Raw genomic sequence first — 13,998 nt, forward strand, 5'->3', positions numbered from 1 at the left:
CTCGTTCCGCCGCCCTTCGGACAGGAATGACAAGGACCCGCCCATGCTCGCCACCCTCGGTGTCATCACCATTCTCTGTTTGCTCGCCGCCGTCATGAGCAAGCGCCTCTCGCCTCTGGTTGCCCTGATCGCCTTGCCGATCATCGCCGCGCTCATCGGCGGTTTCGGTCTGCAAACCAGCGGGTTCATCCTCACCGGCATCAAGAACGTCGCCCCTGTGGTCGGCATGTTCGTGTTCGCCATCCTGTTCTTCGGGGTGATGACCGACGCAGGCATGCTCGACCCGATCATCGACCGTATTCTGCGCACGGTGGGCACGCGTCCAACGCGGATTGTCGTGGGCACGGCGCTGCTGGCGTTGCTGGTCCACCTCGACGGTTCGGGGGCGGTGACCTTTCTGGTGACCATCCCGGCGATGCTGCCGCTGTACACACGGCTGGGCATTGACCGGCGAATTCTGGCCTGCGTCGCGGCGATGGCAGCGGGGGTGAATTTCCTGCCGTGGACCGGCCCGGTGTTGCGTTCGTCCGCCGCTTTGCACGTGCCCGTGGCCGAGCTGTTCCAGCCGCTGATTCCGGTGCAGATCGTCGGCCTGGCGTTTGTCTTCATCAGTGCCTGGCTGCTGGGGCGTCGTGAAGAAAAGCGCTTGGGGCTGGGTGCTGGCGCAGCTGTGGACGTGGTGCCCGAACGCGTCCTTACCGAGCAGGAAGAAGTGCTGCGCCGTCCGCGCCTGTTCTGGCTCAACCTGCTGCTGACCGTTGTAGTCATGGCCGTGATGATCGCGGGCTGGGTCGATCCGGTGGTGATGTTCATGGTCGGCACCGTGTTGGCGCTGTGCATCAATTACCCCAACGTTGACGCGCAACGGGCGCGCATCGATGCCCACGCCAAGACCGCGCTGACCATGGCCAGCATTCTTCTGGCGGCCGGTGTGTTCACCGGAATCATGCAAGGCACCGGCATGCTCAAGGCCATGGCCGAAGTCGCGGTGGCGCAGATACCGGCAGGCCACGGCAAATTGATCCCGATGGTCGTGGGCTTCCTGTCGATGCCGCTGAGCCTGCTGTTCGACCCGGATTCCTTTTACTTCGGTGTGATGCCGGTGATCGCCGAAGTCGGCCGCGCGCTGGGCGTCGATCCGCTGCAAGTCGCTCAAGCTTCGTTACTGGGCGTGCACACCACCGGTTTCCCGGTCAGCCCGCTGACCCCCGCGACCTTTCTGTTGGTGGGGCTGTGCAAGGTCGAACTGGCCGACCACCAGCGCTTCACCATCCCGTTTCTGTTTGGCGCATCGGTGCTGATGACCCTCACCGCGCTGCTGCTGGGAGTGTTTTGAATGAAAACCTTACGTGTGGGCTCTGGCGCCGGTTACTCGGGCGACCGCATCGAGCCGGCCGTGGAGCTGGCTGAAAAGGGTGCGCTGGATTACCTGGTGTTCGAATGCCTGGCCGAGCGCACCATCGCCCTCGCGCAACAGGCGCGGCTGGCGGACCCCGAGGCCGGTTACGACCCGCTGCTGAGCGAGCGCATGCGTCGCATCCTGCCGTTCGTGGCCCTTGGCCGTGAGCCGGGGCAGAGACGCCTGCGGGTTATCACCAACATGGGCGCGGCCAACCCGTTGTCGGCGGCGAAAGAGGTGCGGCGGATCGCGGCGACGTTGGGGTTGCACGGCCTGAAAGTCGCCGCGCTGACGGGGGATGATGTGCTCGCGCAGCTAGACCCTGAACAGATGCTGGACAACGGCTCGACGATCAAGGGGCTGGGAGACCGGCTGATTTCCGCCAACGCTTATCTGGGGGCTGAAGGCATCGTTGACGCGCTGAAGGCCGACGCTGATGTGGTGATCACCGGGCGCGTGGCCGACCCTTCGCTGTTCCTGGCGCCGCAACTGTTCGAGTTCGGTTGGGCGCCGGACGACTGGGCGCGGTTGGGGCGCGGCACGCTGATCGGGCATCTGCTGGAGTGCGCGGGGCAAATCACCGGGGGCTATTTCGCTGACCCCGGCGTGAAAGACGTGCCGGATCTGGCGAGGTTGGGTTTCCCGCTGGCCGAAATCGACGCCGAGGGCAGGGCGGTGATCAGCAAGGTGGCGGGCTCTGGCGGGCGTATCGACACGGCCACCTGCACTGAGCAGATGATTTACGAAGTGCACGACCCCAGTGCCTACCTGACCCCGGATGTGACGGCGGATTTTTCGGCCGTTTCCTTTAACGTCGTAGCGTCCAACGAAGTGCGTGCCGAGGGGGCGTCCGGTCGCGCACGCCCCGAGACGTTGAAAGTGTCGGTGGGGTTTCTCGACGGCTGGATCGGCGAGGGGCAGATTTCCTATGGCGGCCCCGGCGCGCTGGCCCGGGCGCAACTGGCGCGGGAGGTGGTGCTGGAGCGATTGAAAATCACCGGTGTGGTGTTTGACGACGTGCGCGCCGAGCTGATCGGGGTCGATTCGTTGCACGGTGCCGAGTTGGGTTCGCGTGCACCGAGTGAGCCGTGGGAAGTGCGTTTGCGGGTCGCGGCCCGTTGCGTCGAGAAAGCCGAAGCGGTGAGGATCGGCAACGAAGTGGAAACCCTGTACACCAACGGACCTTATGGCGGCGGCGGGGCGACCAAGGCGGTGCGTCAGGTGGTGGCGGTGGCGTCGCTGCTGCTGCCCCGTGAAACGGTTACGCCGCAGGTTCATCTGGAGGAGGTGTCATGAGTGCCGTCAAATTGCGTGACCTGGCCCATTCGCGCACCGGGGACAAGGGCGATACGTCGAACATTTCGGTGATTGCGTACCGGGCGGAGGATTATCCGCGACTGGTCGCACAGCTGACGGCCGAGCGGGTGGCGGCGCACTTTGCCGAGCTGCTTGATCCTAAATCGGGGGGCGTTCGGCGGTACGAGCTGCCGAATGTGCAGGCGTTGAATTTCGTGTTGCCGGGGATTCTGAAGGGCGGTGTGACACGCTCGCTGGCGCTGGATGCCCATGGCAAGGCGTTGGGCGCGGCGTTGTTGGATATTGAGATTGAGGGCTGATTTGCTGTTGATTCGGCGCTCCATCTTGCCTGCGATCGGGCCGGGGTCGCGTCCGAGCGCAGCAGTCGTAAACGCGGCCAGCGTGATATGTCTGACTCACCGCATTCTCCGGTTCTGCTGCCGCTGCGCGCCAGATCGTAGGCAAGCCAACTCCCACGGCCTTCGGCCAGAAGCGGGTTGGTGGTGAGGTCGGAGCTTTTGATTCTGGCCGCAGGCCGTGGGAGCTGGCTTGCCTGCGATCGGCTGCGCAGCAGTCGTAACACGAACAGCGTGATATGTCTGACTCACCGCATTCTCCGATTTTGCTGCCGCTTCGCGCCAGATCGTAGGCAAGGTGGAGCGCCACCCCGGCACTCCCACGGCCCGCGGCCAGAAACCGGGTGTGGCGTGGTATGGCCTTCGCCAGAAGCAGGATTGAAGCGCTGTGACATTAGGGCGGATGCATCACCTCCCGTTCGTGAGAAACACCACATACCCCTGAAACCATTCGCTCCCGCGCAAATACCCCGGCGCGTCCCATTCCCCGCCCTGCACCAGCCCGACCTTGAACGGCACCCCCAGCCGGCTCACCTTCGGCAGGTATGCGCTGTAATCCGGAATGCTCCGTCGTCCCTGATACGTCTGCACCACGATCTCATCCACCACGCCTTTCAACTGACCGATGGCGGCAGGGTCAGCGTTGCTGCTCCAGTCCATCAGCCCGGTGATACTCAGTTTGTACCGCGACGGCAGCCGCTCGCGCAGGTCGTTGAGGAAGGTCACGTACTCCTGCAAATAGCGGGTGCGGGCGTCGAAGTCGATCTGGATGCCGGTCACCGCGTTACCCGCCTGCCGCCAACGTTCGACCTGCCCGAAGAGCTGGCGATAGACCGAGTCCGGCCAGCGCAAGGTGTGGGCGCGGTAGACGATCCACAGCTCCGGCGACGGCAGCCGCGTGACGCTCATGCCCTGAGCAATGAAATCCACCCGCTGTTTGTCGCGCCGGGGCGCGAAAATCTGCCCCTGCAACACATACAACGTCTTCGCCTGTTCCAGCACCGGCTGTGACGCGACGCCGCTCCACAGCCAGAACGCGTCGTAGTCCCTGGCGTCCACCGAGGCCCACGCCGAACCCGCTGTCGACACGCAGAACAGCAGCCCGATCAACGCTCGACGCAGCGGCGTTATCACCAGTAATACTGCAACGTCTTGCCCCACGTGGTCCCGGCGTAGGTGCTCTTCAACTGTTTAAACCAGCCTTTGCGCACCGGCGGCGCGACGTCTTTGCCGCCGCAACTGTTGTAGCCGGACGGGCCGTAGCAGTTGATCGCACGGAACAGCGCATAGGCCTTCTCGTCACGCCCGGCCTTGGCATCGGCGATCACCGTTTGATAGCCGTCCAGACGCGAGAACGCAGCGCCCTTGAAACCCGGTTCGCCGCCGCCGAGTTGCGAGGCGGACGGGCGCTGGTCCAGCGGCATGCTGTCCAGACCGTTGCGCAGGATGAATTCGCCGAGGCAGTTCAAGCCCTTGGGGTCCTGGCCGTTGGCCTGAAGCGTCGCGGCGGTGTCGGCGATGCCGGGGCAGGCGTAGCTCGATTCGGCCTTCGCGCCGTAGACGTAGCCCAATTGCGTGGTGAGCTTACTGTCGGCGGGTTTTTCCGGCAGGGCCTTGAGGTCGTCGCCGAACGCCGCGTACTGGCCGTGCATCAGCTCTTTATAGAGCAGCACGAATTGCGCGGTCGCCTTCTCGTTGTCGCTGATCCCTTGGGCGATTTGCTGACGCAGCAACGGCGCATCCGCCACCTTGCTCAGCAAGATCAAACGCACTTGCGCGGACTGAACCGGCGAGTCGCTGGCGAATACTTTGGCCAGTTGCCCGCTGCGTTCGTAGTTCATCGCCAGCGCCAGTTCCAGCTGTTCCCGCTGCAACGGCTGTTTGGCCAAGGGCAACAGTTTCAGCCACAAAGCCTGTGCGGCGGCCTTGTCACCGGTTGCTTCCAGCGCCAGGCCGCGCAGGGTCTGTTGGCTGAACGCGAAATAATCGAGGGCGGCGGGCACGTCTTTCGGCAGGTGGTTCAGCGCCTCGGCGGGGTTCTTGTCGAGGTAAAACGAAAACGCGGCTTGCAGGTAATCGAACATCGCCGGTTGCTGGGTGAAGAGGGATTTCTGGGCCAGCAGCGCGTCGCGGGTCAGCGGCGTCTGAGTGTCGGGCCGCATGAGCATCAGGTCGTGAGTGGCGGTGATCAGGGCCGACGGCGTAGCGCCGGTCATGAGCATCAGCAGCTTGTTGTCGGTCTCCTGAATCAACGCGTCCACCGGCAGGTTGCGCTGGTCGTCCTTGGCGTCGGCCAGTTGCCAGTTGTAATCCTCGGCGAGCTTGTCGAGGTCTTTCGACAGCCAGTGCACCCGACGCATCAGGCCCTTGGCGGACTGCGCGTAGGTGCCAGTGGGGTAGGCGCTGAGGTAGTGATCAAAGGCTTGCGCGACCTGCGCGAATGGCGCGGGGTCGAGGCCGTCCTTCATCGTGCCGTACTCGTCGAACGCGTCTTTCTGCGCGTCATTGAGCCGGGTGCGGGCGACCATGTACAGCGCCGTTTCCTTGAGCCACGGCTGGGGGCTGTCGCTCAGGCTGGCGAACCCGGTTTCGGCGGCGGCAAAGCGCCCGCTGTAGAAATCCGAGGCCGCTTGCAGATAGACGAGGAACGCCTTGCCCTCTGCCGATTGAATGTCGGAGGGCAGCAGCGCGGTCTGTTTTTCGCCTTCCCAGGTGCAGGTTTCCAATAATTGCATGCGCGCGCGGGCCAGGGAATGACGCTCGGCGTCGGACAGCTGCGGCGCCTCGACGACGTGCTGGATGAACGCCGTGGCGCTGTCGTCGCTGTTGCTGCGGCAGCGGCTGCCTTCCCCTTGCAGGAACGCGTCGCCTGCGGTGTCGAGGCTGTCGCGTTTGAGGCCCAGTTTCTCCAGCAACTCGCCCAGTGCTGCCGTGCTGGAATTATCGCCTTGATCGCCTTCCTCGACCGACGTCTCCAGACGTGCCACGGGGAACGGCACCGGTCCAAACCCCTCGGCCGCTTCATCGTCAGTCAGCGCGTTGGGCGTGAGCGCCAAAGCCTTGCGGTCGGCCAGCATCAGCCGCAAGTTCACCCGGCTGTCGTTGCCGGGACTGAGAAACGCGAGGTTGTTGCACACGTCCAGCGAGTCGCGCAGCAGCGACCAGTTGGGGTAGCAGGAATCGTCACCGCTGGCCTGGGCCGAGCCACAGAATGCCGTGCCGATGATCAATGCAAGAGGGGTCAGCAAGCGGATACGCATGAACAATCCTTGATTTCAGTACGCGAGAGGAGGGGAGGCGCGGCGAATGATACAGGGTGTTACGGCGGTGCGGATTGCTGGCCTTTTGATACTTCGGCCTATCTGATGGGCCCCCACAGAAATCGCGTGATGCATGCGATGGTTTCCCCCCCAACATAATTATTTTCAAAAAAGAAGTGAGGTAAACCCTGCTGGCGTCCGTGTAGTGAGAATCAGATTCGTTCCCGACGAACGATCCTTCACCGCTCGACACCTCAGGTGCCTCCGTTCATGACAGCTCAATCCGGTTTTCGTGTGTCCGCCTTGCCCGCCTTTCGTCCCGCTGTGCTAGGGGCATGTTCGGTCACGGCGTTGCTGTGTTCCCTTGGCCTGAGCACCCTGGCCAGCGCTGAAGAAATGCAGCTGGACGCCGTCAACATCGACGCCACTTCTCAGACCGACATCAGTGAAACCGAGCACAGCCGGACCCGCTATCAGGCGCGCAAGGCCTCGGTTGCGACCCGCACCGAAACCCCGCTGGTGGAAGTGCCGCAAACCGTGAACGTGGTCACCCATCGGGTGATCGAAGACCGCCAGCCGAACAGCCTCGACGAAGCGATCAACGCGGTCAGCGGCGTGAAGCAGGGCAACACCCTGGGCGGCACTCAGGACGCCATTCAGAAGCGCGGCTTCGGCACCAACCGTGACAACTCGATCATGCGCGACGGCATGCAGTCGGTGCAGGCGCGCAACTTCACGCCGACCACCGAGCGCATCGAAGTGCTGAAAGGCCCGTCGTCGATGCTCTACGGCGTGCAGGACCCGGGCGGCGTGATCAACGTTGTCACCAAGAAGCCGCAACTGGTCGATGCCCATTCCATTTCCGCGTTCGGCAGCAGCTTCGGTGGGGGCGGTGAACAGATCGACCTGACCGGCCCGATTGGCACCAACGGCCTGGCCTACCGCGTCATCGCCGACAAACAGAACTACGATTACTGGCGCAATTTCGGCAGCATCGACCAATCGGTGATCGCGCCGTCGCTGGCCTGGTACGGCGACGACACCACGGTCTCGGCGGCCTACGAACACATGGAATATTCGGTGCCGTTCGACCGGGGCACGCAGATCAACACCAAGACCGGCAAGGTGCTGGACATCCCGCGCAACCGCCGCCTGGACGAGCCGTTCAACGTCACCACCGGCCGCTCCGATTCGCTGGATCTGCGCATGGACCATCGCCTCAACGACACCTGGACCTTGCGCACCGGCTACGCCTACAGCCGCAATTATTACAACGACTACCAGTCGCGTTTCATCTCGGCCAACTACACCACCGGCGCCGTCACCCGTCGCGGCGATGCCACCCGCGATGCCGTGCAGTTCGCCCACACCGCCACCGTCAACATGCTGGGCAATTTGTACTGGGGCGACGTGCGCCATGAGGTGCTGTTCGGTGCCGATTACATGAAAAACGACCGCGAACTGGGCGACTTGTTTCGCAGCGCCAACAAGGCCGATTTCAACTACAACGCGCCGGTCTATGGCGTGACCCCGCAGCCAAGCATGGCGAGCGCGCCGAACAGCGACCAGACCGATCACCTGCGCACCCACGCCTTCTTCGTGCAGGACGCCGTACACCTGAACGATCAGTGGATCTTCCAGGCCGGCCTGCGCTACGACGCCTTCGACGAAATGACCGGCAAGGGCCGTCCGTTCGTGGTCGGTGCCGACGTGAAAGACAGCAAGGTCGTGCCCCGCGTGGGCCTGGTCTACCTGATCCAGCCGGACTGGTCGGTGTACGGCAGCTACACCGAATCGTTCCGTCCGAACACCTCGATTGCCGCGCCGATTGGCGACCTGCCGCCGGAAGAGGGCAAGTCCTATGAAATCGGCACCAAGTTCCAGAACGATGCCATCACCGCCACCGTTGCGCTGTTCAACATCAACAAGAAAAACGTGCAGACCAGCGAGCCGTGCGGTACAGAAACCTGTACGCGGGTCTCGGGCGAAGTGCGCTCCCGAGGGCTGGAAGCCGACATCACCGGCCAGATCAACGCGTTCTGGAGCCTCACCGGCAGCTACGCCTACACCGACACCAAAGTCCTGGAAGACCCGATCCTCAAGGGCGAGCCACTGGACGGCGTGTCCAGACACACCGGCGCCCTCTACCTGACCCGCGACTTCGGCCACGTCGGCATCGGTGATCTGCGCGCTGGCGCCGGCGCACGGTTCGCCAGCCGCTGGGGCGTGAACGACGGCGCAGGCACTGAATACCACCTGCCGTCCTCCAAAGTCGCCGACGCCTTCGTCTCCTACAAAATGAAGCTCGACGAACGCGACCTGACCCTGCAACTCAACCTGAAAAACATGTTCGACGAGAAGTACTACACCTCCGCCAGCGGCCTCGGCTCACCGGCCATTTCCATCGGTGAGCCACGGCAGTTGGTGGCGCGGGCCAAGTTGGAGTTTTGAGGCGAAGTCCTACGATCAGCAACACATCTTGGCTGTAGGGCTTGTGCAGCACCCAACCTGATTGCCTTCAGCACTGTTCGATGATTCCTACCTGACGCCTGTCTCGCTGCTGACTTCGGTTTTGCCTTCGCATTGTTAATTTTCTTGCCGGTTTTCTTTGGGGCAGGATTAGCAATGATGGATGACGGCACAGAGCAGGTGAGGCCGGCGGTAGTGAATTGTGATACAGGGCTGGGCCAAGCGCTGATCGCAATGTTTCGGTCTCTGGACAGTGAACTGAGATTTGAACGTTCGCCGCCAGGATCGCTCATCGTGGTAGTTTTCGGCGGGTGTGCGGTACATCTGTACACAAGCCATCGAGTCTCGACCGATGTCGATGCGGAGTTTGTCGATGTAGCCATCCCCTCCAGCGTCAACTTGCGTGACCTGTTGGCCGCGCTGCCAGAAGCATTTCAGGAGGAGGGCAGTGGTCGTGTCCTGGAACTGACTTACGACCTCAACTTCAGCGCGTGCCTTGGGCCTTTGCATGAGGATTATCTGGAGCGCGGCGTGCCACTCGTCTCATTCGGCGCCGAATCCCCTTTACAGGTCTTGATCGCCTCGCCGGTCGATGTCGCGATTTCCAAACTAGGTCGCGGCACCGATCAGGACATCAGTGATATATACGCTCTACTGCGTACCGGGTTCATCCTCGCCTCAGATTTTGAGCGCTTGGCGCTACAGGCGATTGATTGCTATGTTGGCAATCACGAACCCCCGACTTCGATCCTCAGGAATATCCTGGAGGATTATCTGGAGACTCCCCATGGCGAACCCTGTTGATCGCCACATTCTTTCTCATGCGCTGGACGCCTTGAGCCGCAGTCCCCTGAGCGAGGCCGACGACGATGCGTTGATCAGCGCTGCTCACGAGATCTGGTACGAGCACTCAAGTCTTGAATCGGAACTTCGGTTGTTCCTCTCGCATTGCCCTGATGAGGTTGGAGTGCGCAGAGCCGGGTATTTGATGGAGAGACTAACGCGTTTCACATGTCTCAGTGACGAGCGGGCGTCCGAAGCGTTGTATTCGTTGAGATTGTTGCTCCACAGCTATCGCAGCCAGGAACAGGTCGACCGTCAACCGGGGCTGCGATTGCGCGAACGGCGTGATGAGCTCGCCGCTACTTGGGGGCTGAGTGAGGGACTTGGATTGAAAGTCCAAATCCTTTTGCCCTACCAAACCCGTCATTACGCGGCTACTCGCTCGACCGCTTTCAAATAATCCCGAGCCCTGCGCTCGCGTTATTCCAGTGCGTGTCCGCCCCACCTTTGTTAAATTCCCCTTCGGCGCACGCCTTCTCCGGGCGGTGCCTGTCCCCAGCGTTGAATCCGGAATCGTTCATGCCGAAGAAATCAGGCAGGTCGGCGGACCTTGTGTCGTCGTCCGAGCCGAAGAAAGCCTCCAGCCTTACGTTGATCGATGTGGCCAAGGTTGCGGGTGTGTCGCCCATGACGGTGTCGCGGGCGTTGCATCGGCCTGACCTGGTGAGCGAGGACACCCGCGAAAAAGTGCGCGAAGCGGTGCGCAAGACCGGGTATGTGCCGAACATGCTGGCGGGTGGTCTCGCCAGCAACAAGAGCCGGCTGGTGGCGATTTTCCTGCCGACGATTGCCAACTCGATCTTCGCCGACACGGTGCAGGCGCTGATGGATCGGCTGACCCAGGCCGGTTATCAGACGCTGCTGGGCCTGACCGGCTACGACGCCGAGCAGGAAGAAAAACTGCTGGAAGCGGTGCTCGGCAGGCGCCCCGACGGCATCGTGCTGACCGGGACGCTGCATACCGAATCCAGCCGCACGCGCCTGACGCAGGCGGGAATTCCGGTGGTCGAGGCGTGGGACTTGAGTGAAGACCCCATCGACATGCTGGTGGGCTTTTCCCATGAAAAAGTGGGGGAAGACACCGCCCGGCATCTGCTGCAAAAAGGCTACAAGCGCTTCTCCGTCGTGGCGATCGGCGACCCTCGCGGTTTGCGCCGTTGCCACAGCCTGATCGCCGCACTCAATCAACACGGTATCGACGATGTGCCGATGGAAGTCCTCGCGCCGCCTGCCACGCTGCAAGTCGGGCGGGAAGGGCTGGCGAATCTGCTGGATCGCGGCGTCGCCACGGACATTGTCGTGTGCAGCTCCGACACCGTCGCTCAAGGCGTCCTGGCCGAAGCCGCCAGTCGTGGCCTGCGGGTGCCGGAAGATCTCGCGGTCATGGGCTTCGGCGATTTGAGCAGTGCGGCGCAGGTCTATCCAGCGTTGTCCACCGTGCGCGTCGACGGCAACCGCATCGGGTTGCAGGTCGCCCAGGCCTTGCTCGACCGCTTTCAGGAACATACCTCCAGCGCCACCCCCGTCCGCGTCGACACCGGATTTACGTTGATCGACCGCGCCAGTACCTAAACCCCGTTTTTCGATTGTCCGACAAACGTGCTGTTGAATGATTGCGCAATCAGTGTAAGATCCGGCTCATGGTGATCGCCTGTTCGAGGCGGGTCGCTTTTTTTATCGGCTGAAATGATTGCGCAATCATGGCAGTCACTATCACCCGATTTTGCAGACAGATCAGGGGCGCTTGCCAATGCTCACACAACAACAAAACGTCACGTCTTCCGATAACGACCAGATCGCCTGGGTCAAGGTGTCTTCGGTATTCCTGCCGCTGGCCAACCCCATCAGCGATGCCAAGGTGCTGACTGGACGGCAGAAGCCGATGACCGAAATCGCCATTCTGGTGGCCGAGATTGAGACCACCGACGGCCATCGCGGCATGGGCTTCAGTTACTCGAAGCGGGCAGGCGGCCCCGGTCAGTTCGCCCATGCCAAGGAAATCGCCCCGGCGTTGATCGGCGAGAACCCCAGCGACATCGCCAAGCTGTGGACCAAACTCTGCTGGGCCGGTGCTTCGGTGGGTCGCAGCGGTTTGTCGACCCAGGCCATCGGTGCCTTCGACGTGGCGTTGTGGGACCTGAAAGCCAAGCGCGCCAACCTGTCGCTTGCGCGTCTGTTGGGCGCCCATCGTGATTCGGTGCGTTGCTACAACACGTCGGGCGGTTTCCTGCACACGCCGCTGGAGCAGTTGATGCACAACACCGACATGTCGCGGGAGAAGGGCATCGGCGGGATCAAGCTCAAGGTCGGCCAGCCGGATTGCGCCATCGACCTGCACCGCGTGGCGACGGTCCGCAAGCACCTGGGCGACGACTTCCCGCTGATGGTCGACGCCAATCAGCAGTGGGATCGCCCGACCGCCCAGCGCATGTGCCGTCGCTTCGAAGAATTCAACCTGATCTGGATCGAAGAGCCGCTGGACTGCTATGACGCCGAAGGCCACGCCGCCCTGGCCCAGCAATTCGACACCCCGATCGCCACCGGGGAAATGCTCACCAGCGTCGCCGAGCACGCCGAGTTCATCAACAAACGTGGCGCCGATTTCCTGATGCCGGACGCGCCTAGGGTCGGCGGCATCACGCCGTACCTCAAGGTCGCGGGCATGGCCGAACAGGCTGGACTGATGCTGGCGCCGCACTTCGCGATGGAGCTGCACGTGCACCTCGCGGCGGCGTACCCGACCGAGCCGTGGGTCGAGCATTTCGAGTGGATGGAGCCGTTGTTCAACGAGCGTCTGGAGACCCGCAACGGGCGGATGCTGGTGCCGACCCGTCCGGGCCTCGGGCTGTCGCTGAGCGAGCAGGTCAAGGCCTGGACCGCGCAGACCGCCGAGGTCGGTTCCCGTCCCTGATTCATCACCGAAACACCGCGTGTGCATGACCGGGAGCGCCTCCACACGGGGCGCTCTTGTGGCCGATCTATAACAACAAAATGAGGGCTTTCATGTGGAACATTCCAACACCGCCAGCGCGGCCGCTTCGGCTGCGGGTGCTACAACCGCCGTGCGCAGTAAAGTGCGTTTCGGCATCCTCGCGATGCTTTTTATCGTCACCGCGATCAACGTCGGCGACCGCGCCACGCTGTCGATCACAGGCTCCGCACTGACTGAAGTGCTGGGCATCAACTCCGTCACCCTGGGCTACATGTTCTCGGCGTTCGCCTGGGCCTACGTGCTCGGGCAGTTGCCAGGCGGCTGGCTGCTCGACAAATTCGGCTCGGTGCGGGTCTACGGGCTGTCGTTGTTTCTCTGGTCCACGATTACCGTGGCGCAGGGCATGATCGGCTTCTTTTCGGTGCCGGTCGCGATTGGCACGCTGTTCGTGTTGCGTTTTTTGCTGGGGCTGATCGAGGCGCCGGTCTATCCCGCCAACAGCCGCATTGTTGCGGCATGGTTTCCGTTGCAGGAACGCGGACTGGCGACGGTGATTTTCAACTCGTCGATGTACATGTCGGTGGTGTTGCTGGCGCCGGCGATGGGTTTCATCGCTCACCGCTACGGATGGGAACACGTTTACTGGTTCATGGGCGGGCTGGGGATCGTGGTCAGCCTGATCTGGTTCAAATTCGTGAAAACCCCGACCGAACACCCCTCGGTCAACCGCGCCGAGCTGGAGCACCTGCGTGAAGGCGGTGCTCAGGTGGACATGGACAAACCGAAGGAAAAAGGCGCGTTCGTGCCGCGTTTCTCGGACCTGAAAGTCCTGCTGAAAAGCCCGATGATGTGGTCGATTTATCTGGGCAAATACTGCGACACCTCCCTGCAGTATTTCTTCCTGACGTGGTTCCCGGTGTACCTCGTCAAAGGACGCGGGTTGAACATCATGGAAGCGGGGGCCATCGCGGCGATCCCCGGCATCTGCGGCCTGCTCGGCGCGTTGTGCGGCGGGGCGGTGTGCGATTACCTGATCCGCAAGGGCTTCTCGCTGTCGGTGGCGCGCAAGATTCCGCTGGTGTGCGGCATGACCATGGGCGCGACGCTGGTGTTCTGCAACTTCACCGAATCGATGTGGGTCGTGACGATCCTGATGTCGCTGGCGATCTTCGGCAAAGGCGTAGTGGCGGTGGACTGGACGCTGGTGTCCGACACCTCGCCCAAGGAAATCACCGGAATGGCGGGCGGGCTGTTCAACATGTTCGGCAACCTGTCGGGCATCTTCACCCCGATCGTGATCGGCTACATCGTGCAGTCCACCGGGTCGTTCTCCGGAGCGATGTACGTGGTGGCAGGGCATGCGCTGGTGGGTGCGCTGGCGTTCTTGAGCATGGGGCGTTTGCAGCGGTTGGTGTTGCAACGCACTGCGGGTTGATGACAAAT

The 13,998-nt window shown here is 62.5% G+C and carries 11 protein-coding genes; 9 read left to right on the plus strand and 2 right to left on the minus strand.

Annotated features, from left to right (window positions below; genetic code table 11):
* Positions 1–43 precede the first annotated feature (43 nt).
* Genes ACIQAL_RS28690 through ACIQAL_RS28700 form a run of 3 tightly spaced genes read left to right on the plus strand, consistent with a single transcriptional unit; the run spans position 44 to position 3,015 of the window.
* Entirely contained in the window at positions 44–1,336 is a 1,293-nt protein-coding gene (locus ACIQAL_RS28690; RefSeq protein WP_401151453.1) for a CitMHS family transporter, read from the plus strand.
* On the plus strand, positions 1,337–2,695 hold the full coding sequence (locus ACIQAL_RS28695) for an acyclic terpene utilization AtuA family protein (RefSeq protein ID WP_401151455.1): 1,359 nt from the start codon (positions 1,337–1,339) through the stop codon (positions 2,693–2,695).
* Positions 2,692–3,015, plus strand: coding sequence for a hypothetical protein (locus ACIQAL_RS28700; protein ID WP_401151458.1), 324 nt, complete (start codon positions 2,692–2,694; stop codon positions 3,013–3,015). The genes ACIQAL_RS28695 and ACIQAL_RS28700 overlap by 4 nt, the downstream gene beginning before the upstream one ends.
* 444 nt (positions 3,016–3,459) lie before the next feature.
* Here the strand turns inward: ACIQAL_RS28700 and ACIQAL_RS28705 are convergent, their stop codons facing one another.
* Together ACIQAL_RS28705 and ACIQAL_RS28710 are read right to left on the minus strand one after the other, a co-directional pair.
* Positions 3,460–4,161 carry a DUF3142 domain-containing protein gene (locus tag ACIQAL_RS28705; RefSeq protein WP_401151610.1) on the minus strand — a complete coding sequence of 234 codons (702 nt, stop codon included), beginning with the start codon at positions 4,159–4,161 and terminating at the stop codon, positions 3,460–3,462.
* A gap of 20 nt (positions 4,162–4,181) precedes the next feature.
* Positions 4,182–6,311, minus strand: a complete 2,130-nt coding sequence (locus ACIQAL_RS28710; RefSeq protein ID WP_401151460.1) for an outer membrane assembly lipoprotein YfiO — start codon at positions 6,309–6,311, stop codon at positions 4,182–4,184.
* Positions 6,312–6,635: 324 nt separating this feature from the next.
* Between ACIQAL_RS28710 and ACIQAL_RS28715 the strand changes: the two genes are divergently transcribed.
* From ACIQAL_RS28715 to ACIQAL_RS28740, 6 genes are all read left to right on the plus strand, one after another.
* Positions 6,636–8,762, plus strand: a complete 2,127-nt coding sequence (locus tag ACIQAL_RS28715) for a TonB-dependent siderophore receptor (RefSeq protein ID WP_401151613.1) — start codon at positions 6,636–6,638, stop codon at positions 8,760–8,762.
* Between the two features lie 174 nt (positions 8,763–8,936).
* A complete protein-coding gene (locus ACIQAL_RS28720; protein ID WP_401151463.1) occupies positions 8,937–9,584 on the plus strand; it encodes a DUF6036 family nucleotidyltransferase in 648 nt (215 codons plus the stop codon).
* Positions 9,568–10,023 (plus strand): hypothetical protein, encoded by a 456-nt coding sequence (locus ACIQAL_RS28725; RefSeq protein ID WP_401151465.1) that lies wholly within the window; start codon positions 9,568–9,570, stop codon positions 10,021–10,023. The genes ACIQAL_RS28720 and ACIQAL_RS28725 overlap by 17 nt, the downstream gene beginning before the upstream one ends.
* Positions 10,024–10,142: 119 nt before the next feature.
* Complete coding sequence (locus ACIQAL_RS28730; RefSeq protein ID WP_401151468.1) at positions 10,143–11,195, plus strand: LacI family DNA-binding transcriptional regulator; 1,053 nt, start codon at positions 10,143–10,145, stop codon at positions 11,193–11,195.
* 178 nt (positions 11,196–11,373) lie between these two features.
* Complete coding sequence (locus tag ACIQAL_RS28735; RefSeq protein ID WP_401151470.1) at positions 11,374–12,534, plus strand: mandelate racemase/muconate lactonizing enzyme family protein; 1,161 nt, start codon at positions 11,374–11,376, stop codon at positions 12,532–12,534.
* A gap of 184 nt (positions 12,535–12,718) precedes the next feature.
* Positions 12,719–13,990, plus strand: a complete 1,272-nt coding sequence (locus ACIQAL_RS28740) for an MFS transporter (protein WP_401151615.1) — start codon at positions 12,719–12,721, stop codon at positions 13,988–13,990.
* The last annotated feature ends 8 nt before the right edge of the window (positions 13,991–13,998 follow it).

Origin of the sequence: Pseudomonas sp. NPDC088368, assembly GCF_044753445.1 — a bacterium.
Classification (GTDB): domain Bacteria; phylum Pseudomonadota; class Gammaproteobacteria; order Pseudomonadales; family Pseudomonadaceae; genus Aquipseudomonas; species Aquipseudomonas bambusae.